The following is a 19,896-nucleotide window of genomic DNA, read 5'->3' as shown; positions in this document are numbered from 1 at the left end:
CGACTGGCGGCGATCCGACCGACGGGGTATCGGCGCCGTCGCTATCGCGTCGACAGCGAGCCCGGCGTCCACTCGGCACCGTCGAGCTCGCGGTGCGTGAACGGGACCGCGTCCTCGCCGCTGTAGCTCGCGACGAGGTGGCCGTCGCCCTCAAGGTAGTACTTGTACGTGGTGAGCCCCGCCAGTCCAACCGGCCCGCGGGCGTGGATCTTGCCGGTCGAGATGCCGACCTCGGCGCCGAGCCCGTAGCGGTAGCCGTCCGCGAACCGCGTCGACGCGTTGTGGAACACGCTCGCGGCGTCGACGCCGGTCATGAACGTCTCGGCCGTCTCGGCGTCCTCGGTGAGGACCGACTCGGTGTGTTTCGATCCGTGGTCGTTGGCGTGTTCGACCGCGGCGTACACGTCGTCGACGACGGCGATCGACAGTTCGAGGTCGCCGTACTCGGTGTCCCAGTCGTCGTCGGTCGCGGGCTCGATGTCGACGACCTCGCGGGTCCGCCGGTCGCCGCGCAGCTCGACGCCGGCCGCCTCGTACCGCTCGACGAGACCGGGGAGGAACGCGTCGGCGACGGACTCGTGGACGAGCAGCGTCTCGACGGCGTTACACACCGCCGGGTACTGGACCTTCGCGTCGAAGGCGACGGCTTCGGCCATCTCCAAGTCGGCCGCCTCGTCGACGTAGACGTGGCAGATCCCCTCGGTGTGTCCCAACACGGGGATCTGGGTGTTCTCCTGAATGTAGGAGACGAACTCCGAGGAGCCGCGCGGCATGACGAGGTCGACGCGGTCGTCGAGTTCGAGCAGGCGGTCGACCTCCTCGTGCGCCTCGATGAGCGCGGCCCAGCCGTCGGGCAGGTCGGCGGTCGCCTCAACGATCGCCTCGTACAGCACGCGGTTCGACTCGCTGGCCTCGCTGCCTCCTTTGAGGACGACGGCGTTGCCAGACTTCAACGCGAGCGCCGCGATCTGGACCAGGGCGTCGGGCCGCGACTCGAACACGGTCGCGACGACGCCGATCGGCACGGCGACCCGGTACAGCTCCAAGTCCTCGTCGAGCTCGCGCGCCGCGAGCGTCTCCCCGAGCGGGTCGTCCTGTGCGGCGACCGACTCGACCATTGAGGCGATCTCCTCGATCTTCGTCTCGTCGAGCTTCAGGCGGTCGACTAAGGCCTGCGTGTACTCCCCCTCGGCGAGCATCCGCTCCGCCTCCTCGACGTCGACCGCGTTCGCGTCGAGTATCTCGGACTCGCGCTCGCGGATCGCGTCGGCGATCGACCGGAGCGCCTCGTTCCGCGTCGCCTCGTCGGCGTTCGCGAGCCGGAGCGCGGCGCGTTCGGCCCGCCGGGCCAGCTCGTCGGTGTCGGCCTCCACGTCGGTGTCCGGTTCCGTGTCGGTGTCACTCATCGTCGTCACCAGTCTCTGGCACGAATAGCGTGCCCGTCGGCTTACCCGCTACGATCCGCGCTAACACGTCGCGCTCGGCGGAGCCCGCGATGATCGCTGGGATCCCGTTGCGGCTCACGTCGTGGGCGCCCTCCACTTTCGTCCGGATCCCGCCGAAGTCGGTCGCGGTGCCGTCGCCGACGATCTCGCGGAGCCGCTCGTAGCCGTCGTCGACCGCCTCGATCAGCTCGGCGTCCGCGTCGCGCTTCGGGTTCCCGGTGTAGACGCCGTCGACGTCGGTGAGCGTCACGAGGAGGTCGGCGTCGAGACCGATCGCGATCGACGCCGACAGCATGTCGTTGTCGCCGATCCGGAGCTCGTCGGTCGCCACCGCGTCGTTCTCGTTGACCACGGGGACGACGCCCCACGACAGCAGCTTCTCGACGGTGTTGGTGAAGTTGTCGAACCGCTCCGGCGCGTCGAGGTCCGTGCCCGTCACGAGGATCTGCGCCACGTCCTGGTCGAACCGCTCGAAGCTCTGCGTGTAGTGGCGCATCAACAGCCCCTGTCCGACCGTCGAGAGCGCCTGGCTCTCGGCGATCGAGTCGACCCCGTCGCGCGACTCCGGTCCCACGTCGAGCCGTCCGGTGCCGGCGCCGACCGCCCCCGAGGAGACCAACACGACCTCGGTGCCGCGCTCGCGGAGGTCCATCACGTCGGCGACGAGCTTGTCGAGCTTCACGCGGTCGAGCCGGGAGTCCGCGTCGGTCAGGGAGTTCGTTCCGGCCTTGACGATCACCCGGTCCGCGCCGGCCGCCTCCCGCCGAGCGGCCTCAACGCGCTCGGGGTCTGCCGTGCCGACTCGCTCGACGCTCGCGTCCTCAGGCATCGTCGAAGGCCTCGGCGAGCTCTCGGGAGCGACGCTCCGCGGCCGCGACGGCGTCCTCGACCGCCTCGTCGGCGTCGCTGTCCCAGAGCACGTCCATCCCCTCGATCGTCGTCCCGTTGGGCGAGCAGACCGCGTCGATCAGCTCGTCGACGCTGCGGTCGTCGCGCAACACCGTCTCCGCGGCGCCCTTGAACGTCTGGGCGGCCAGCGTCTCCGCCTGCTCGGGGTCGAGTCCGCTGTCGATCCCGCCCTGCTTCATCGCGTCGATCAGGTAGAAGGCGAACGCGGGGCCGCTGCCGTTGACGGCGGTCGAGACGTGCATCAGCGACTCGTCGACCTCGACGAACTCCCCGACCGCGTCGAGCATCTCGCGGACCTCGTCGGTGAGGCCCGCGTTCGTCGCCGCCGCGGCCATGTCGCCCGTCTCGGCGGCGAGGTTGGGCATGATCCTGACGACCGGCGCGTCCGTGCGCTCGGCGACGAACTCGCGGGGAAGCCCCGCCGCCAGCGTCACGAGCTGCTGGTCCGCCCGGAGGTCGAGGTCGTCGAGAACCGCCGGCGCCACGTCGGGCTTCACCGCGAGGACGACGATGTCGGCGTCGCGCGCCGCCGCCACGTCCTCGGTCGTCTCGTCGACGGCGTCTTCGATCGCGGCGAGCGCCTCGGGGTCGAGGTCGATCGCCGTGAGGTGGTACCCCTCCGCGCGGGCAAGCCCCCTGAGCAGGGCGCCGCCCATGTTCCCGCAGCCGATAACGCTCACACGAGTCATTTGGCTCTACGGAGTCGACCGGAGGACATACCAACTGCGGTTTTCGCAAGTTTCCGCGAACGGCCGCCGATCGGCCGCTCCGGACCGCTCAAACGAGATCCGCGTACAGCGAGCGGTACCGGTCGGCGATCGCGTCGAGCGAGAACTCCTCACTTCGCGCCGCGGCGTTGGCACCGAGTCCCGCCCGACGGTCGGCGTCGCGGAGCTCGTCTAGCGCGTTGACGAAGCCCTCGACGTTGTCTCCGGGGGCGTCGGTGACGTCCGCGCTCGCGGCGCCGTCTCCACCGCCCTCGCTGCCCACCTTCAGACATTCCTCGCCGTCTTCCAGCCACGAGAACGTCTCGATGTCGCGCACGACGAGGGGTTTCCCGGCCGCCATCGCCTCCAGCAGCGCGATCCCCTCGTTCTCCTCGTGGGTCGGGAAACAGAACACGTCGCCCGCGGCGTACGCGCCTCGGATGTCGTCGACGAACCCCGTGAACGTACAGTTCGACGGCGCCTCGTCGATGAGCCGCTTCGTCTCGCGGCCCTTCAGCGATCGGTCGACGTGGCCGAACCACGCGAAGTCGACGTCCGGCATCCGATGGGCCGTCTCGACGAACGTCTCTAACCCCTTCCGCTTGATCACGTGGCCGACCATGAACACCGTCGGCGGGTCGAGGTCGTAGCGCTCGCGGTACTCCGCTTCCAGCGACTCGAAGCCGTCGAGCTTCTCGCGGTCAACCCCGTTCGAGACGACCGTCGTCGGCACGTCCGCGTACCCGCGGATCACGTCGCGGTTGTACTCGGAGGGACAGACGAGCCGGTCTGCGAGCCCGTACGCGCGCCGGAGGTACGGCTTCAGCGGTCGCGCGAGCGCGTTCGTGAACCGGAAGCTGTCGCCGAAGTCCTCGGCGGTGACGTGGGTGTGCGCGACGACGGGCACGCCCGCCTTCCGGGCGCGCCGCGCGTACCAGACCGAGCGCGGGCCCATCAGATTGAGGTGGAGTACGTCGGCGTCCAGCGTCGGCTCCGTGGTGTACTCGATCCCGACCCGGTCGAACATCTTGCGCTGGTGGTCGACGGACGCGGCCATCCCGCCGGTGACGTGCTCCTCGAACTCGAAGTAGTGGCTGACCTTCATCGGAGACACCGGCGGTGGACCCGGTTGGAGCCGATCACTCGACTTCCAGCCACGGGACCTCCATCAGCGCGGGGATGTACGTCTCGATGTGGTGTTCCCAGACGCCCTCCTCGCCGAACGCCTCGCCGTGGTCGGCGGTGACGACGACGTCGCCGTCGAGTTCCTCGACGAGCTCCGAGACGCTCTCCAAGGCGATCCGGAGGTTCTCCTCGTACATCGACAGCGCGGTCACGCGCGTGCCGTCCGTCACGAGGTCCTTCGGGTCGAGTTCGAGCCACAGCCCCGCCTTCTGGGCGAACTCGCTGTCGTCCAGCCGGCTCTCGATCTTCGGCCGGACTGTGTCGCTGAGCGAGGAGAGCAGTCCGCCGTCGTCGTCGCCGCCGTCGCTCGCCTCCTCTTCCCCCTGCTCTCTGATCCCCTTCTGGATCTGCTTGAGCTTCTGCCCCTTCCCGCGGGAGAGGTAGGGAGCGTGCGGCTGCATGTAGTGGAGGACGGTGCGGTCGGCGCGCTCGACCGCGTCGAGGTTGTTCCGGTACGCCCGGGTGAGCCCCTCCGGCGGGACGGTGCCGAGATCGTCGTCCCACTGGGTCTTCCAGACGTCGTGGATGTCGCTGATGTGCTCGGAGGCGGTCCACTCGTAGTCGCAGCTGGCGCCCCACTTGAGCTCGTTCAGCGGGATCCCGAGGTCGTTGATGAACGGGTTCCCGGAGAAGTACGCGATGTCGTGTTCGCCCGTGAACGTGCGGTAGGCCCACTCCGGCGTCGACGACCCGACGCTCTCGCGCTTTTCGAGCGTCCCGTCGAGGTACTCGTCGTACACGTCGGCGAACACGTCGTACCGGCACGCGTCGAGCACCAGACAGTAGTCCCAGTCCGACTCGAGGAACCGCTGATCTTCCATTGGGTGAGTCGTCGGCCCGCCGGTACGTATGTATTCCCATTCGGCGCCTCCGGGGTCGAGAGGGCCGCGCGGCGGCCGCGAAGCAGACGTTTCAAGTTCGCTACCGACCCACCCCGTCTATGGAAGGCCCACAACGGCGCGCGCTAATCTTGGGGGCTGGCGGCGCGGTCCTCCTCCTCGCGGTGCTTTTCGTCGTCGTCGGGGTCGATCGCGTCGTCGACGCGCTCGTCCGCGCCGACCCGGCGCTCGTCGCCGCGGCCGCCGGACTGGGGCTCTGCTGGCTCGCCGCGTGGAGCCTCATGCTGCGCGCGGTGTTGGGCGCGCTCGACGTCGAGATGTCCGTCCCGACCGCGTTCCTCGTGTACAGCGGCGCCGCGTTCGCCAACAACGTCACCCCGTTCGGGCAGGCCGGGGGCGAGCCGGTCGCCGCCGCGCTCATCTCGAAGGTGGGCGAGGCGCGCTACGAGACGGGGCTCGTCGGCATCGCGAGCGTCGACGTGCTCAACGTCGTCCCCTCCGTCTCGCTCGTGTTCCTCGGCGTCGGGTCGTACGCGGCCACCACCGCGGTCGGCGACCGCGTCGGGTTCGCCGTCGCGAGCGCGGTCGGCCTGATCGCCGCGATCGTCACGGCGATCGCCTTCATCTGGCGCTACCGCACCGCCGTCGTCGACCGCGTCCCCGGCGCCGTCGGGCCGTTCCTCGGGCGGTTCGAGCGCTTCGACGCCGAGACGATCGAGGCGGGGCTCGCCGACCGGCTGGGGAACTTCTTCGCCGACATCGAGCGCGTCGGCACGGACCGGCGGCGGCTCCTCGGCATCGTCGCCCTCTCGCTCGTCGGGTGGCTGTTTCAGGCGGCCGCGCTCACCGTCGCGTTCGCCGCGGTCGGGCACCCGGTCTCGCCGTTGATCCCCGTCTTCGTCGTCCCGCTGTCGTACGTCGCGGGCGCGACGCCGCTCCCGGGCGGACTCGGCGGCATCGAGGCCGCGCTCGTCGGCCTCCTCGTGCCCACGACCGGGGTCGCCGCGTCCGCGATCACCGCCGCGGTCCTGGTCTTCCGCGGCGCGGTCTACTGGCTCCCGATGGTGATCGGCGGCGCGTCGGCCTCCGCCCTCGGGGTCAAGGCGTTCGAGTAGCGCGGGTCGTCACGGCCGATCCGTCCGTCTGCGCACCGCCGCGCCGGCGACGAATGCCGCGCTCCCGAGCGTGAGAGCGACCACGAGAGCGACGACCGGGCCGATCCGGAGCCCGGTCAGCAGTTCGGCGCGGGGACGCAGAGCGACGACGGACGGACGCGGGACCGCGTACCCGCCGTCGCCGAGCGTATCGCCGCGGGCGAGCGCAGCGAGCGGCGGGACGACGAAGACCCAGACGGTCGCGAGGAAGACGGCTCCCCAGCCCACGAGGAGGCCGCCGCGACGTCGTCCGGCGTCCCCGGCTGCGCCGACCGCGACGGCGATGAGGGCCGCCCAGAGGGGATAGCGTCCGGCGGCTCCCGTCGGCTCCCACGGGAGGACGACGAGGAGCGAGGCGGCGACGAACGCGGCCGCGACGACGCCGAAGGCGCGTTTCGGCGTCCGATCGGTGCTGAGGAGGAGGGTCCGGGAGACCATATCGGGGTCTCGGAGCGAGCGCACAAAAACGGCGGGTGCGGCTTCGCCCGGAGTACCACCGTCTCAGAAGAAGAGCCACAGCACGAGCAGCACGTACAGCGTCACCAGGGCGATGATCGTCAGGCGGATGAGGATGTTGACGCTGAACACGAGCCCGTTGTAGTCATTTTTCAGCAGCTTCACCGGCTCCGTCCGTCGGCTCGCGAACCCCACGGTCGCGGGCGCGACGTCGTCGACGGCGCGGTCGACCGCGCGCTCGATGGCGTCGAGGTCGGACTCGCGCATGTTGGCCAGCTCGTGGATCGACGCGTGGGTGTCCGTCGAGAAGGGGATCACGGCGTCGAACTCGTCGCGGTACGCGTCGGCGGTCGCCCGCACGTCCGGGGTGAGGCCGTTCGTGTCGACGCCGATCCAGAGCACCTCCTGTCCGTCGACGGACTCGACCATCGCCAGCGCGTTCTGTGCGGTCCGCGTCACCGCGAAACCGGCGGCGTAGCCGTCGGCGAGGTCGGCCGTCGCGAGCCGGTCGCGGAAGTCGTCGAACGCGCGCTTCAGCCGGTCGGCCTCGGCGGAGCCGTACTGTATCTCCACCTCGGGGCCGTTCTGGATGTCGTGTCTGTGCTGGTCGATCAGCAGCACCTCGTCGTGGTCCACGTCGCGCATGAACACGCCGGTGTCGTAGTCGTCGATCCCCTCGCCGTGGAGGACGATCACCTGCCGGTCGCCGATCCGTCGGCCGTGGAACCTGACGTCCGCGTACCCCTCCCGCTCGCCGTACGACTCGGTGACGAGCCGCGAGACTCGCTCCGTCCGGTCCGGGTCCGCGACCGCGTCGAGGATCCGCTCCGCGTCCGCCGGGTCCGAGAGGTCCTCCTTGTGGGTACACGGGACGTGGAAGAAGAAGCCGGCGTCGCCGTCCGCGGCGGCTCCGCCGTCGGCCGCGACCGCGGCGCGGTCGGTCGCGCCGTCCTCGCCCTCCCGACCGCCGTTCAGCGCGTCGATCAGGTTCCCGCTCAGCTGGCCGCCGCCGAACCCGCCGAGCGGACCGGGGTGGACCCACGGCGCCGCGACGGTGAGCCGGTCCCCGTTGTCGACCGCGAACGTCTCGACCGCGGGGCGGGCCTCGACGCCCAAGTCGAGCGACTCGCGGTCGTTCCGGAGCAGTCCGGAGGTGAGCGCGAACGCGGAGACGTCGGTGTTGCTCCGGATCAGGTAGTCGACGACGAGGAGCACCAACACGAGGAACCCGGCCGCGATGAGCAGCGACGCGAACGCGAACACGTGGCGGTACGTCGAGAAGCCGAGTTCGCTCCCGCCCAGCGCGTAGAAGGCGGCGATGAGCAGGGCCGGCTCGGCGAGCGACGCGAGGAGGATCCGGTCGGAGCGGTCGATCCCCGTCGAGACGACGAGCACCAGGATGTTGAGCAGGTACAGCGTGATGAAGCTCAGCCAGATGATGCTCCACGCGTTCCCGACGTTGTCCGCGCCGGAGAGCACGAGCGCGTACACGAACAGGACGAACTGCGAGGTGAGCGCGAGGAAGTAGCTCCACGGCCGCGGGTAGCCGTCGAGGACGCGGGGGAACAGCTCCGCGGCGACGACGAACGGGACGAGGAAGATGAGGACCGCCACCGGCACGATCCGCGACGGGTCCAGAGCGAACGGCGTGAAGACCGTTATCGCCGCGACCGTGGCGACGCCGTACACCCCGCTCAGAAGGACGAGCGCGGCGGCCTGAACCCGGAGCCGCGGCACCGAGAACACGAGCCGCTGGAAGGCGTCGACGTTGTCCGCGCCCATCTAGCCGGTCACCCCGTAGATCGATTCGAGCTCGTCGACGGTCTGCTCCACCGAGAACCGCTCGACCGCGGCGCGGGTGTCCCTGTCGCCGTCGAGGCAGTCGCGGACAGCGCGCTCCATGTCGTCGAGGTCGTCCAGCGTGAACCGCGCGCCGTTCTCCGGACCGATCGTCTCGTCGAACGGCGCCACGTCGGCGGCCGCGACCGGGGTGCCGCAAGCGTTCGCCTCCAGCGTCGAGAGCCCGAGCGTGTCGCAGGTCGAGGCCGTGACGAAGACGTCGAGCGCGGCGTAGAAGTCGGGGAGTTCCTCCCGCGGGAGGAAGTCGTGGAACCGGACGTTCGCCGGGGCGTCCGCCTCCAGCTCCGCCCGGACCGGCCCTTCGCCGACGAGTTCGAACCGCGCCTCGGGGAGCCGCGCCGCGAGCCGGAGAATCTCGTCGACGTTCTTCTTGCGGGTCATCCGACCGCTGTACCCGACGACGGGCCGGTCGTCTCCGTTCGGTCCCCCGTCGGCCGCCAGCGAGTCCGCGCCGGCGTTCTCGCGGGGGCGGAACCGGTCCATCTCGATGCCGACCGGGAGCCGGTACGGCTTCACGTCGCGGCGGATCCGCGAGGTCGAGGCGGTGACGCAGTCGAACGCGTTCAAAAAGCGGTTCTCGTAGGCGACGTACGCCCGTCCCGCGAGCGCGGCGAGCCGTTCGGACTTGAGCCCCTGGACGAAGTAGTCCTCCACGGGGGTGTGATGGGTGTACACCGAGGTGGCGCCGTACCGCTTCGCGTACCGGAGCCCCATCAACCCAGTCGACGCCGGGCCGTGACAGTGGACGACGTCGAGGTCGGGGAGCGTCGAGAGGCGGCGGTAGGTGGGGAAACGGTACTGCCGGTAGAACGGGTTCGGCAGCGAGCGGACCGGGATCTCGCCGTCGTCGGGCTCGTGGCTGCTCGCGGGGTAGACGACGTACACGTCGTGGCCCCGCGCTTCGAGGCGCTCGCGCCACGCCTGTATGGTGTAGGTGACGCCGTCGATCCCGGGGAAGTAGCTGTCTGTGAAGAAGCCGATGTTCATGGTGGCGTCTGTCGGTCGTGCGGTCGCGGTCGGCCGCGGCCGCCGGGGCGGACTCGGCGCGGAGGGGACGAGCCGGGTACGTCGGCCGCGGAGGGGGTTGCCGGGGCGGCCGGGCCGACGAGGGGTACCGATGCCACAGTTATTCGCCGAGTTCTCCACCTGACCGCTTCAACATTTTCATTTCCGAAGCGCGGCGGGCGCAGCGCTGTCGAGGTGGCTCTGACCCCGACCGCTTAATCCCCGGGCGCTCGAACCGCCGAGCATGATCACGACCGACCGCATGGCGGCCGTCGACGCCAACGCGGCCGCGCTCGGCGTCCCGCGCAAACAGCTGATGGAGTCGTCCGGTAACGCCGTCGCCCGCGAAGTGCGGGCCGTCGCGGACCCGGGTGCCGCCGTCGCGCTCGTCTGCGGCCGCGGGAACAACGGCGGCGACGCCCTCGTCGCGGCGCGGTTCCTGAAGCGGTACGACGTGACGGTCCACCTGCTCGGACGCCCCGCGACGATCCGGACCGACATCGCGCGGGAGAACTGGGCGGCGGTTGAAGCGACGGAGATCACGACCGAGACGGTCACCGACTCCCGCGACTTCTCCCTCGCCGCTCCCGACGGCGACGGCCCGGACATCGTCGTCGACGCGATGCTCGGCTCCGGGGTCTCCGGCGGCCTCCGCGAGCCGGAACGAACCGCCGCCGCGGCGATCAACGCGACCGACGCGACGGTGATCGCGGTCGACGTGCCCTCCGGGATCGACGCCGACACCGGCGAACCGACCGGCGAGGCGGCGACCGACGGTCCGGCCGACCCAGTCGCCGTCGACGCCGACCGCGTGGTGACGTTCCACGACGAGAAGCCCGGACTCGACGCCGCCGGCGTCACGGTCGCGGACATCGGGATCCCGGCCGCCGCGGAGCGGTTCACCGGCCCCGGCGATCTCCTCGGGCTCGACCGCGATCCGGACTCGCACAAGGGGGACAACGGCGAGGTGCTGGTAGTCGGGGGCGGACCGTACACCGGGGCGCCGACGCTGTCCGCGCTGGCCGCGCTCCGCGCGGGCGCCGACCTCGTCCGCGTGGCGTGCCCCAAGTCGGTCGCCGGCGCGGTCCAGGGGTTCTCGCCGAACCTCATCGTCCGCGCGCTGCCCGGCGACCGCGTCGGGCCCGCCCACGTCGACCGGGTCGCGTCGCTCGCGGCCGAAAGCGATGTCACTGTCCTCGGCCCGGGCCTCGGCGGCGGCGACGGGGCTCGGGAGTTCGTCCGCGAGTTCCTGACGGGCTACGACGGACGCGGCGTCGTCGACGCCGACGCGCTCCGGGTCGTCCCCGAGGTCGACACCGACGCCGACCTGATCTGTACGCCGCACCAGGGCGAACTCGTCGACATGGGCGGCGAGAGGGCGTCAGACCCGGACGAGCGCGCGGAACTGGTCGACGAGTTCGCGGGCGGGCTGGGCCACACGCTGCTCGTGAAGGGCGCTGTCGACGTGGTCGCCGACGGCGACGAGACACGGCTCAACCGCACCGGGAACCCCGGCATGACGGTCGGCGGGACGGGCGACGTGCTCGCGGGGACGGTCGGCGCGCTGGCGGCCGTGACGGAGCCGTTCCGGGCGGCCGCGGTCGGCGCGTACGCCGTCGGCCGGGCCGGCGACGCGGCCGCGGAGGCGAACGGCGCGGGGTTGGTGGCGACGGACTTACCCGATCGGCTGCCGGAGGCGATGCGTGATGAGTGAGGAGGACGCGGTCCGGTCCGGCGACGGGAGCAACGGAGGCGACGGCAGCCCGGACGACCTGACACACACCGACGACGCCGGCGACGTCCAGATGGTCGACGTGGGCGCGAAGCCCGACAGCAGCCGGCGAGCGGTCGCCCGCGGGGAGATCCGGCTGACGCCGGGGACGATCGCGGCGGTCGAGGCCGACGCGGTCGAGAAGGGCGACGTGCTCGCGACCGCCCGGATCGGCGCCGTTCAGGCGGTGAAACACACCTGGGAGACGATCCCGATGTGCCACCAGATCCCGATCACGAACGTCGACGCCGAGTTCGCGGTCGGCGACGACCGGATCGAGCTGACGGTCGCGGTCGAGACCACCGGCAAGACGGGCTGTGAGATGGAGGCGCTGGAGGGCGTCACGACCGGGCTCAACACCGTCTGGGACATGGTGAAGGCCGCGGAGAAGGACGCCGACGGCCAGTACCCCGACACGCGGATCGCGGACGTAAAAGTGGTCGACAAGCGGAAGGAGACGGTCGACGCGTAGCCGCGGCCCGGGGGGCCGCCGCGGTTCGCCTCAGCGGTCGAGGAACGGCGGGACCACGACTTCGGCGCGCTTCTCGTCGCCGCGCACGACGACGCTCACCTCGGTGCCGGCGTCGGCGTACGACTCGTGGAGGTACCCCAGCCCGATCGGCTCGTCGAGCGTCGGGCTCATCGTCCCGGAGGTGAGCTTCCCGACTCTGGTGAGGTCCCCGTCGGTGACGGCGTACCCGCCGCGGGGCACGCCGCGCTCCGAGAGCCTGACGCCGACGAACTTCTCGTCGACGCCCTGCTCCTTCTGGACCTCCAGCGCGTCGCGGCCGACGAACTCCGTGTCGAGCTTCACGACGAAGCCGATCCGCGCCTCGTACGGGGTCCGGGGCTCACCCTCGGGATCGAAGTCCTGTCCGGACAGCAGGAACCCCATCTCGGTGCGGAGCGTGTCGCGCGCGCCGAGGCCGCACGGCTGCGCCTCGCGGGGCGCGTCGACGAACGCCTCCCAGACGGCGCCGGCGTCGGCGGCCGGGCACATCACCTCGAAGCCGTCCTCGCCGGTGTAACCGGTGCGCGCGACCCAGCTCTCGACCCCCGCCACCGCCGCCACCGCCGCCTCGAACTTCGAGAGGTCGACGACGCGGTCGCGGGGCGTGGCCTGGTCGAGGGCGTCGGCCGCGTCGGGGCCCTGGACCGCGAGCATCGCCCAGTCCCCCGTGGCGTTCGCGACGGTCGCGTCGAGCCCCCACTCGTCGCGGTGCGCGGTCCAGCGGTCGGCCATCTGTCCGTCGTGGCCCGCGTTCGGTACGAAGAGGTACGCCGGGTCGCCGCTCGGCGCGTCGAGGTCGCCGCCGTGGTCGCTCTCCAACGCCGCGAGCGACGCCGCCCCTTCCCCGGCCGGAGTCCCGTCGGGGAGCCGGTAGACGACCGTGTCGTCGAGCATCACGCCCTCCCCGTTCGTGATCGCGGCGTACTGGGAGTCCCCGGGGTCGAGCGCGCGCACGTCGTTGGTCGTGAGTCGGTTCATCAGTTCGGTCGCGTCCGGGCCGGCCACCTCGATCTCGCCCATGTGGGAGACATCGAAGACGCCGACCGACTCGCGGACCGCCGCGTGTTCGGTCCGGATCGAGTCGAACTCGACGGGCATCTGCCAGCCGCCGAAGTCGGTGAACTTCGCACCGCGCGCGTCGTGGGCGTCGTGGAGCGGAGGGAGACGGTCGGTCATACGCGCACCCTCTCCCGGGCGAGCCTAAGGTGTTGTGACAGCGGCGGTCCGCGCGTCCGCGGCGGGCCCGGCCGCGTGGCCCCCACCACCTCGAGCGACAGTCTCAAGCGGTCGCCGTGCCGTCTCCCGACCGTGAGCAGTTCCCGTCCCGACACCGCCGCCGCGGTGGCGCCCGCGGTCGCCGTCCTCCTCGTCGCGGTCCTGCTCGGCGCCGTCGTGGGCACGTGGCCGCCGTTCGTCGCGGTCGAGAGCGGCAGCATGACTCCCGGCGTCGAGCGCGGCGACCTCGTCGTCGTCACGGCCGCCGACCGAACGCCGTGGGGCGACCTCTCGAGCGCCGCCGACGCGGACGCGCCGACGCGGCTCGGCGGACCGGGAGACGTGGTCGTTTACGCCGTTCCGGGCGCCGGGGGTCGCCCGGTGTTCCACCGCTTGGCGTTCCCCGTGGAGGCGGGCGAGGACTGGACGGAGCGGGCCGACCCGGACCTGCTCTCCGGCGACTGCGGGGAGCTCTCAACCTGTCCGGCGCCGTACGACGGGTACGTCACGCGCGGGGACGCGAACGGGCTGTACGACCAGAGCGCGGGCATCGCCCCGGTCGTCCCCGAGGAGTGGATCGCCGGCAAGGCGCTGTTCGCGGTGCCGAACCTCGGCTGGACACGGGTGGCGATCGACGCGGCGGCCGCGCGGTACGGCGGGGTCGCGACCGGAGTGGTCCTCGTCGGTCTCGCGGGACTGGCCGGCGGACTCGGCGCGCTGCTCTTGGGACGGCTCGGTCGGGGACGGCGGCGGTGAGTTGTCTCGGCGGGAGCGATTCTCTCATGAAAGCTCGCGACCGCCGGTAGCCGTCTTTTATACAATTCGGTGCGGCCGGCGCGAGGAGCGCGTGGGAGGTAGCGGTGAGAGAGGGGCGACCGCGGGGAGCCCCGAGCGAACCGCGAGGTCGGCGTTCAGCTATACGCGGTCGCCGGCGTCGCCCGACCGCTATCGCGTCGAGGGCGATCCGGCGTCCGTCTCGTCGTCGTCGCTCCCGGCGGCGTCGCTCTCGTCGCCGTCGAGCGTCACGGAGCCGTTGGCGGCGTTGCGGAGCGCGTCCGAGCGCCCGAACTCCCCGGGCGCGATGGCGAGCGTCCGGATCCCGTAGCCGTTGGCGGTCTCGACGACCGGCTTGAAGTCCGTGTCGCGCGAGGCGATCGCGAGGGTGTCCATTCGGTTCTCGGCCGCGAACCGCGCGGCGTCGACCGCGAGCTTCACGTCCACGTCGCCGCTCGTGATCACGACCTCGAAGCCACGGGCCTCCGCGGCCTGAATCAGCCCCGGCGTCGCGTGCTCGTCGAGGTAGAGCCGGGTCGTCACCAGCGGGCCCTCGGCCTCGGCGGCCAGCCGCACGTCGTCGAGGTCCACGTCGAACTCCTCGCGCAACACGTTCGGGCCGTCGACGAACAGCGCCACGCCGTCGGTGTTCGCGTCCGTCGCGCGCTCGCCGGTCGTCCCATCGCTGCGGCCTGCCTCGCCGTCAGCGGTCGTCTCGCCCTCGGGCCCGTCGCCTCGGTCCATGAGCGGGCTTCGCCGCGGCCGGAAATAGGTATGCTGATTCGCGAGCGCTCTCGACGAGCGCCTCCCGCCCGGTTTCGGTGTGTCGTGTGCCCAGTTATCCCCGGCAATTCGCCCGACCGACTTGGCGCTTCAACACCTTATATCCGTATTACGACCTGCCTCACGTCCGTAGTGAATATACGGAGACTTGAAATAGGATGTCCAAGAATAACGAGATAAGATGTCTCAATCAAACGCGTACACCGTCATTTCCGCACAGAACGATCACGATTGTACCACTGTACGTGCCCATCCACGCAACGAGACGTTCCACGTCGTCGACTACGCCGACGAGGACGCCCGCGAGCGCGTCGCCGACCTGCCGGTAGGGTCGGTCGTGAAGATGGAACTCTCCCGCGCCGGGCGTCGGAGCAACGTCTGGCGCGCCGAGTCGGTCAAGACCGCGCAGACCGACGGCGGCGAGTCCCGCTGACGCCGGACCGGCGGCCGCACCGGAACCGCGGCCGCAACGCCGCAGTTTCGAGCCCGAATCGTGACCGATTACGACACTTATATGCCTCGTATGGCGGTACCACGATTCGATGGTGGAAACGCTCCTGGCGGTCGGGGTCGTCGCGTCGGCGTTCGTCGGCTTCAACATCGGCGGCTCCTCGACCGGCATCGCGTGGGGACCTCCCGTCGGGGCCGGCATCCTGAAGAAGACGACCGCCGCGGGACTCATGACGGCGTTCGTCTTCCTCGGCGGCTGGACCGTGGGGCGAAACGTGATGGACACGCTGAGCGGCGGGATCATCACGACGGAGCTCTCGCTCTCGGCGGGTGTCGCCGTGTTGTTCTTCATCGGACTCGGGATCCTCATCGCGAACATCTTCGGGGTCCCCGTGCCGACCTCGATGACGACCGTCGGAGCGATCGCCGGCCTCGGACTGGCGACCGACACGCTCGACTACGCGACGGTCTCGCGGATCATCTCGTGGTGGATCGTGACCCCGATCATCGGGTTCTGGGTCGGCGTCGTGATCGGTCGGTACGTCTACCCGGCGGTGAACCGGCGGGTCCACATCGAGAAGTCCCCCGGCCCGCTGCTGCGACTCGACCGGGAGGGCGGGGTACCGAAGCCGGAACTCGGCCCGAACACGACGGTGACGGAGCTCATCAGCACGGTCGTCGTCCTCCTCATCGGCTGTTACATGTCGTTCAGCGCCGGCGCGAGCAACGTACCGAACGCCGCCGCGCCGCTGGTCAGCGGCGTCGGAGGGCTTCCGGAAAACACCGCTATCGGGATCGCCACGCTCGCGATCGGACTCGGCGGCTTCACGATTGCCCGCCGCACGATGGAGTCGGTCGGCGGCGAACTGAGCGACATCCCCCTGCTCGCGGCCCTCTTCGTGATGACGACGGCCTCGACGATCACGACGGTCCTCTCGTACCTCGGGATCCCGATCAGCCTCGTCATGGGCACGGTGATGACGATCGTCGGCATCGGGTGGGGACGCGCGACGCGGCCGGTCACCGTTCAGGAGGCGGTCACCCGGAACACCGGGGACAACGAGATCGTCCCCGGCGCGATAACCGTCTCGGAGGACGAAGAGGAGCGGTCGGCGCCGATCGGCGAGGCGGAACCGGAGGCGGTGTTGGAGGCCGGCGACCTGTTCAACCCCCGAGCGGTGCTGAAGTACATCTCGATGTGGATCATCGGCCCGTCCGTGTCGACCCTGCTGGCCTACGGGTTCTTCGTCCTCGTTCCGGGTGTCGCCTGACGGCGCGCGAACCGCCCGTTCAGTCCCGCGTGAGCCGCGGGTTCGTCACCGCGCCCTCCGCGGCCGAGGCGAAGTCGCGGCCGTACTTCGCGAGGATGCCGCCCTCGTAGGGCGGTTCGGGCGCGTCCCACGCCTCGCGGCGCTCGTCGAGCTCCTCGTCGGAGAGGTCCACGGTCAGGTCGCGCTCGGGGATGTCGACCGTGACGTGGTCGCCGTCCTCGATGAGCCCGATCGGACCGCCGACGGCGGCCTCGGGCGCGACGTGGCCGATCATCGGACCGCGGGTGCCGCCCGAGAAGCGGCCGTCGGTGAGCAGCGCCACGTCGTCCTCGTGGCCCGCGCCGACGACGGCGGCGGTGACGCCGAGCATCTCGCGCATGCCGGGGCCGCCGCGGGGCCCCTCGTTGCGGATGACGATCACGTCGCCGGACTCGATCGCCCCCGACTGGACGTACTCCATCGCGTCCTCCTCGTTCTCGAACACGCGGGCGGGGCCCTCGTGGTAGAACTCGTCGTCGCCGGTCACCTTCAGCACCGAGCCGTCCGGCGCGAGGTTGCCGTCGAGGATCTTGATGGCGCCCTCCTCCTCCTTCGGGTCCTCGACGGGGTAGAGGAAGTCGGCCTCGATATCGTCGTCGGCCGGGAGTTCGCCGCGCTCCTCCAGGGCCGCGATCTCCTCGGCGAGCGTCCGGCCCGTCACGGTCATCGCGTCGCCGTGGAGCAGGTCGGCCTCAAGTAGGCGGCGGAGCACGACCGGCACGCCGCCGACCTCGTGGAGGTCGTTCATGACGCGGCTCCCGCCGGGCTGGAGGTTCGCGATCTTCGGCGTGCGCCGGGAGATCTCGTCGAAGTCCTCGATAGAGAGGTCGACGTCGGCCTCGCCCGCGAGCGCGAGCAGGTGGAGGACCGCGTTCGTCGAGCCGCCCATCGCGGTCTGGGCCGCGATCGCGTTCTCGAACGACTCGCGCGAGAGGATGTCGGAGGGGCGGCGGTCGTTCTCGATACAGTCCATCGCCAGCTCGCCGGCGCGCTCGGCGACCGCGTAGCGCTCCTCGTCCTCCGCCGGCGGCGAGGCCGATCCGAGCGGCGCCAGCCCGAGCGCCTCCGACAGCGACGCCATCGTGTTCGCGGTGAACATCCCGCCACAGGAGCCCGCGCCGGGGCAGGCGTGCCGCTCTAACTCGTCGAGTTCGTCGGCGTCCATGTCGCCCTGCGCGTACGTGCCGACGCCCTCGAACACCTGGACGATCGTCACGTCGCGGCCGTCGTGTTGCCCGGGCATGATCGAGCCGCCGTAGAGGAAGACGCTGGGGAGGTCCGTCCGGATCGCGGCCATCATCATGCCGGGGAGGTTCTTGTCGCAGCCCGCGACCGTCACGAGGGCGTCCATGCGCTCGCCGAAGGAGACGAGTTCGACGGAGTCGGCGATCACCTCCCGCGAGATCAGGCTCGCCTTCATCCCCTCCGTCCCCATCGAGATGGCGTCGGAGATGGTGATCGTGCCGAACTCGATCGGCATCCCCCCCGCCGCGTCGATGCCGTCGAGCGCGGCGTCCGCCACGTCGTCGAGGTGGACGTTACACGGCGTGATGTCGGCGGCCGGGTTCGGCACGCCGACGATCGGCGACGAGAGGTCCTCGTCGTCGAACCCCATCGCGCGGAACATGGCGCGGTGCGGCGCCTTGTCCGGCCCCTCTGTCACCTCGCGGCTCGGCAGGTCCTCGTCTTTCGTCCCGGCGAATCGGTCCGCGTCCTCCCGGCGACGACGCCGCTTGCCGTCGTCCGATCTCGACTGCTGTTCGCTCATACCCGACCCTGTCGCTCGGGGGTCTTAAACCGCCGCGTCGGGGCGAGGGTTGCTCGGCGGGGATCGCGGTTCCCCCCGCACGGGCCGGTTGAGGCATGTCTCGGCTACCTCCTATTCTACATCCTCGTCATTCGCGTGACCCCGGCGGTCGTCGCGACGTCGGGCGACGCGGCCCTAAGTCTGCCGTCCTCGTTCGTCCGGTTCGGCCTCGTGGCCGCGCTGTGGTTCGTGCTCGTGGTGACGGCGGTCGACCAGGCGCGGCGGCTCGCGGCGCTCGGGGTCGGCACGTACGACGACCCCGGACTGCGCGTGCGGTCGCGCGTCGTACCGTCGTCGCCACGAACCACGGGGTGTCTGCTCGCGCTGATCGCGGGTACCGCCGTCGCCATGGTAACGTTCGACGGAGCCGCTCTGGTCACCGAACGATCGTGACCGGGACCGGCGACCGCCTGGCGACCGTTTCGGCCACGTTCCCCACGAGGAACCGGCGCGTCATGCGGCGGCGGTCCGCCCCGTGAGCGCCGATCACGACCGTGTCGTAGTCGCCCGCCCGATTGATGATGTTCCGGGCCGGGTGGCCGATACCCACGACCGTGTCTATCTCTCGCCCCCGCTCGGCGGCCGCCGCGCGCGCCCGCTCGAAGGCGGGCTCGGCGCGTTCGGCGGCGGCCTCGTCGATGTCGTCCGCAAGGGCGAGGTCCGTCGCTTCGCCGAACATCGAGGAAGGGACACCGACGACGTGTAACACGGTGACGTCGGCCTCCGGAAAGCTGTCGAGCGCGTACGCGAGGGCCTCCACCGAGTGGTCGGAGTCGTCCATCGGGACGAGGATGCGTGAGACCATACCGTAGGTCAGACCGCCTACCCACCTAAGTCTCTTCCTCAGACGACGCCCGGGACGAGCCGATGGGATCCGTGGCGCCGCCCCGTCAACTCCCCGACACGTCGGTCACGGACCTGCTTCCGCCGCGACGGCGTCGGAGTCGAACGACCAGACCGTCGACACCGCGGCCGCGCCGGCCGCGCCGGCCGCGTTGCCCGTCGCCACCAATTCCCCGAGATCCGAGACGCCCCGGCCCCTCGCGGCGATGACCGCACCGGCGAACGCGTCGCCGGGCTCCGGCGGCTCACACCCGCGCTTTCAGCTCCACTCGGTAGCCGAACGGGTCCCTGACGTACACCGCGCCGGCCTCGCCGGTCGCGCCGAGCGGGGAGTCGAGCCGCTTTTCGACCTCGACGCCGGCGTCGGCCAGCTCCGCTTCGATCTCCTCGACCGACTCCTCGACGACGACCGCGACGTGGTCGTAGTTCGTCCTCGCCGGCCGCTCGAACTCGGCGGTCGGCCACAGGTGGATCACCGCGGTCGCGGAGAGCCGCACGTCGAAGAAGGGCTTCTCTCCGGCCGCGTACAGCGCGTCCTCGATGCCGAAGCCGAGCGCCTCGCCGTAGAACTCGCGGGCCGCGTCGGCACCGCCTTCCGGGATGCGGAGGTTGACGTGGTCGATATGGCGTGCCTTCACGGGGGAGTGTTCGGCGTCCGGGCGCAAAAGTCGTCGGGCCGGGTACTGCCGGTCCGCGTCCGGCCGGAGACGTGGCGGTCGGCGACGGCGGCGCGGTTCTGCGAACTGCGAACGTCCGCGACACACTTATACACAGTCATGTAAACATCGCGCATGTCAGTCCTCGAACTCCCCGCGGCGACACTGCTCATGGGCGGGATAGCGGGGTCGGGAACGGCGGGCGGCATGGGGGGA

At 70.8% G+C, this 19,896-nt stretch carries 21 protein-coding genes; 7 read left to right on the top strand and 14 right to left on the bottom strand.

Features of this window, described 5'->3' with window-relative positions; genetic code table 11:
- Nucleotides 1-41: 41 nt before the first annotated feature.
- From EXE51_RS16070 to EXE51_RS16050, 5 genes are all read right to left on the bottom strand, one after another.
- Complete coding sequence (locus tag EXE51_RS16070) at nucleotides 42-1,415, bottom strand: glutamate-5-semialdehyde dehydrogenase (protein WP_086216368.1); 1,374 nt, start codon at nucleotides 1,413-1,415, stop codon at nucleotides 42-44.
- The gene (gene proB, locus EXE51_RS16065) at nucleotides 1,399-2,274 is read right to left on the bottom strand and encodes a glutamate 5-kinase (protein WP_086216369.1); all 876 of its coding nucleotides are present in this window, start codon (nucleotides 2,272-2,274) and stop codon (nucleotides 1,399-1,401) included. Before proB ends, EXE51_RS16070 begins: the two co-directional genes overlap by 17 nt.
- Nucleotides 2,267-3,043: a pyrroline-5-carboxylate reductase gene (proC, locus tag EXE51_RS16060; RefSeq protein WP_080508529.1), complete on the bottom strand. Its 777-nt coding sequence runs from the start codon at nucleotides 3,041-3,043 to the stop codon at nucleotides 2,267-2,269. Before proC ends, proB begins: the two co-directional genes overlap by 8 nt.
- Before the next feature lie 88 nt (nucleotides 3,044-3,131).
- Nucleotides 3,132-4,166: a glycosyltransferase family 4 protein gene (locus EXE51_RS16055; protein WP_049929531.1), complete on the bottom strand. Its 1,035-nt coding sequence runs from the start codon at nucleotides 4,164-4,166 to the stop codon at nucleotides 3,132-3,134.
- Nucleotides 4,167-4,200: 34 nt separating this feature from the next.
- Nucleotides 4,201-5,067 carry a hypothetical protein gene (locus EXE51_RS16050; RefSeq protein ID WP_049929532.1) on the bottom strand — a complete coding sequence of 289 codons (867 nt, stop codon included), beginning with the start codon at nucleotides 5,065-5,067 and terminating at the stop codon, nucleotides 4,201-4,203.
- A gap of 119 nt (nucleotides 5,068-5,186) precedes the next feature.
- On the opposite strand from EXE51_RS16050, the gene EXE51_RS16045 reads away from it, so the two are divergent.
- Complete coding sequence (locus EXE51_RS16045; RefSeq protein WP_086216373.1) at nucleotides 5,187-6,200, top strand: lysylphosphatidylglycerol synthase transmembrane domain-containing protein; 1,014 nt, start codon at nucleotides 5,187-5,189, stop codon at nucleotides 6,198-6,200.
- 9 nt (nucleotides 6,201-6,209) lie between these two features.
- On the opposite strand, the gene EXE51_RS16040 is transcribed toward EXE51_RS16045, so the two are convergent.
- The 3 genes from EXE51_RS16040 to EXE51_RS16030 all read right to left on the bottom strand — a co-directional run bounded on the left by EXE51_RS16040 (nucleotide 6,210) and on the right by EXE51_RS16030 (nucleotide 9,542).
- A complete protein-coding gene (locus tag EXE51_RS16040; protein ID WP_137693063.1) occupies nucleotides 6,210-6,677 on the bottom strand; it encodes a hypothetical protein in 468 nt (155 codons plus the stop codon).
- Nucleotides 6,678-6,740: 63 nt separating this feature from the next.
- On the bottom strand, nucleotides 6,741-8,477 hold the full coding sequence (locus tag EXE51_RS16035; protein WP_094582657.1) for a DUF2070 family protein: 1,737 nt from the start codon (nucleotides 8,475-8,477) through the stop codon (nucleotides 6,741-6,743).
- Nucleotides 8,478-9,542, bottom strand: a complete 1,065-nt coding sequence (locus EXE51_RS16030) for a glycosyltransferase (protein WP_049929538.1) — start codon at nucleotides 9,540-9,542, stop codon at nucleotides 8,478-8,480.
- Between the two features lie 262 nt (nucleotides 9,543-9,804).
- Here EXE51_RS16030 and EXE51_RS16025 point away from each other — a divergent pair, with 262 nt between their 5' ends.
- Nucleotides 9,805-11,274, top strand: coding sequence for an NAD(P)H-hydrate dehydratase (locus EXE51_RS16025; RefSeq protein ID WP_137693062.1), 1,470 nt, complete (start codon nucleotides 9,805-9,807; stop codon nucleotides 11,272-11,274).
- Nucleotides 11,267-11,803, top strand: a complete 537-nt coding sequence (gene moaC, locus EXE51_RS16020; RefSeq protein ID WP_089307640.1) for a cyclic pyranopterin monophosphate synthase MoaC — start codon at nucleotides 11,267-11,269, stop codon at nucleotides 11,801-11,803. Before EXE51_RS16025 ends, moaC begins: the two co-directional genes overlap by 8 nt.
- 30 nt (nucleotides 11,804-11,833) lie before the next feature.
- Here moaC and EXE51_RS16015 read toward each other — a convergent pair whose 3' ends face one another.
- Nucleotides 11,834-13,018 (bottom strand): glycine cleavage system aminomethyltransferase GcvT, encoded by a 1,185-nt coding sequence (locus EXE51_RS16015; protein WP_086220634.1) that lies wholly within the window; start codon nucleotides 13,016-13,018, stop codon nucleotides 11,834-11,836.
- A 132-nt stretch (nucleotides 13,019-13,150) separates the two neighbouring features.
- On the opposite strand from EXE51_RS16015, the gene EXE51_RS16010 reads away from it, so the two are divergent.
- A complete protein-coding gene (locus EXE51_RS16010; protein ID WP_049929542.1) occupies nucleotides 13,151-13,813 on the top strand; it encodes a S26 family signal peptidase in 663 nt (220 codons plus the stop codon).
- 189 nt (nucleotides 13,814-14,002) lie between these two features.
- On the opposite strand, the gene EXE51_RS16005 is transcribed toward EXE51_RS16010, so the two are convergent.
- Nucleotides 14,003-14,575: an NYN domain-containing protein gene (locus tag EXE51_RS16005; protein WP_049929543.1), complete on the bottom strand. Its 573-nt coding sequence runs from the start codon at nucleotides 14,573-14,575 to the stop codon at nucleotides 14,003-14,005.
- A 220-nt stretch (nucleotides 14,576-14,795) separates the two neighbouring features.
- On the opposite strand from EXE51_RS16005, the gene EXE51_RS16000 reads away from it, so the two are divergent.
- Both EXE51_RS16000 and EXE51_RS15995 read left to right on the top strand, forming a co-directional pair.
- Complete coding sequence (locus EXE51_RS16000; protein WP_049929544.1) at nucleotides 14,796-15,047, top strand: hypothetical protein; 252 nt, start codon at nucleotides 14,796-14,798, stop codon at nucleotides 15,045-15,047.
- Nucleotides 15,048-15,156: 109 nt separating this feature from the next.
- Entirely contained in the window at nucleotides 15,157-16,335 is a 1,179-nt protein-coding gene (locus EXE51_RS15995; protein WP_049929545.1) for an inorganic phosphate transporter, read from the top strand.
- A gap of 19 nt (nucleotides 16,336-16,354) precedes the next feature.
- On the opposite strand, the gene ilvD is transcribed toward EXE51_RS15995, so the two are convergent.
- Complete coding sequence (gene ilvD, locus EXE51_RS15990; protein WP_137693061.1) at nucleotides 16,355-18,142, bottom strand: dihydroxy-acid dehydratase; 1,788 nt, start codon at nucleotides 18,140-18,142, stop codon at nucleotides 16,355-16,357.
- Nucleotides 18,143-18,277: 135 nt separating this feature from the next.
- On the opposite strand from ilvD, the gene EXE51_RS15985 reads away from it, so the two are divergent.
- On the top strand, nucleotides 18,278-18,574 hold the full coding sequence (locus EXE51_RS15985) for a hypothetical protein (protein ID WP_137693060.1): 297 nt from the start codon (nucleotides 18,278-18,280) through the stop codon (nucleotides 18,572-18,574).
- Here the strand turns inward: EXE51_RS15985 and EXE51_RS15980 are convergent.
- From EXE51_RS15980 to EXE51_RS17860, 3 genes are all read right to left on the bottom strand, one after another.
- Nucleotides 18,558-18,986, bottom strand: coding sequence for a universal stress protein (locus tag EXE51_RS15980; RefSeq protein WP_049929548.1), 429 nt, complete (start codon nucleotides 18,984-18,986; stop codon nucleotides 18,558-18,560). The genes EXE51_RS15985 and EXE51_RS15980 overlap by 17 nt on opposite strands.
- 283 nt (nucleotides 18,987-19,269) lie before the next feature.
- Complete coding sequence (locus EXE51_RS15970; protein WP_049929549.1) at nucleotides 19,270-19,662, bottom strand: VOC family protein; 393 nt, start codon at nucleotides 19,660-19,662, stop codon at nucleotides 19,270-19,272.
- Nucleotides 19,659-19,896: hypothetical protein (locus EXE51_RS17860; RefSeq protein WP_206750620.1), on the bottom strand; the 238-nt coding region annotated here is incomplete at its 5' end. The genes EXE51_RS17860 and EXE51_RS15970, both read right to left, overlap by 4 nt.

It is taken from the genome of Halorubrum sp. CGM5_25_10-8B, from assembly GCF_005435095.1.
In the GTDB taxonomy this organism is placed as follows: domain Archaea; phylum Halobacteriota; class Halobacteria; order Halobacteriales; family Haloferacaceae; genus Halorubrum; species Halorubrum ezzemoulense.
The sequence above is the reverse complement of the archived record's forward strand: the minus strand, read 5'-3'. Positions and strand labels throughout refer to the sequence as shown.

Coding starts and splice junctions, on each gene's coding strand:
- moaC (WP_089307640.1), top strand. CDS start 11,267: ATGAGTGAGGAGGACGCGGTCCGGTCCGGCGACGGGAGCAACGGAGGC.
- EXE51_RS16040 (WP_137693063.1), bottom strand. CDS start 6,677: ATGGTCTCCCGGACCCTCCTCCTCAGCACCGATCGGACGCCGAAACGC.
- EXE51_RS16050 (WP_049929532.1), bottom strand. CDS start 5,067: ATGGAAGATCAGCGGTTCCTCGAGTCGGACTGGGACTACTGTCTGGTG.
- EXE51_RS16045 (WP_086216373.1), top strand. CDS start 5,187: ATGGAAGGCCCACAACGGCGCGCGCTAATCTTGGGGGCTGGCGGCGCG.
- EXE51_RS16015 (WP_086220634.1), bottom strand. CDS start 13,018: ATGACCGACCGTCTCCCTCCGCTCCACGACGCCCACGACGCGCGCGGT.
- EXE51_RS16055 (WP_049929531.1), bottom strand. CDS start 4,166: ATGAAGGTCAGCCACTACTTCGAGTTCGAGGAGCACGTCACCGGCGGG.
- EXE51_RS16030 (WP_049929538.1), bottom strand. CDS start 9,542: ATGAACATCGGCTTCTTCACAGACAGCTACTTCCCCGGGATCGACGGC.
- EXE51_RS16025 (WP_137693062.1), top strand. CDS start 9,805: ATGATCACGACCGACCGCATGGCGGCCGTCGACGCCAACGCGGCCGCG.
- EXE51_RS16005 (WP_049929543.1), bottom strand. CDS start 14,575: ATGGACCGAGGCGACGGGCCCGAGGGCGAGACGACCGCTGACGGCGAG.
- EXE51_RS16035 (WP_094582657.1), bottom strand. CDS start 8,477: ATGGGCGCGGACAACGTCGACGCCTTCCAGCGGCTCGTGTTCTCGGTG.
- proB (WP_086216369.1), bottom strand. CDS start 2,274: ATGCCTGAGGACGCGAGCGTCGAGCGAGTCGGCACGGCAGACCCCGAG.
- EXE51_RS16000 (WP_049929544.1), top strand. CDS start 14,796: ATGTCTCAATCAAACGCGTACACCGTCATTTCCGCACAGAACGATCAC.
- EXE51_RS15995 (WP_049929545.1), top strand. CDS start 15,157: ATGGTGGAAACGCTCCTGGCGGTCGGGGTCGTCGCGTCGGCGTTCGTC.
- EXE51_RS15980 (WP_049929548.1), bottom strand. CDS start 18,986: ATGGTCTCACGCATCCTCGTCCCGATGGACGACTCCGACCACTCGGTG.
- proC (WP_080508529.1), bottom strand. CDS start 3,043: ATGACTCGTGTGAGCGTTATCGGCTGCGGGAACATGGGCGGCGCCCTG.
- ilvD (WP_137693061.1), bottom strand. CDS start 18,142: ATGAGCGAACAGCAGTCGAGATCGGACGACGGCAAGCGGCGTCGTCGC.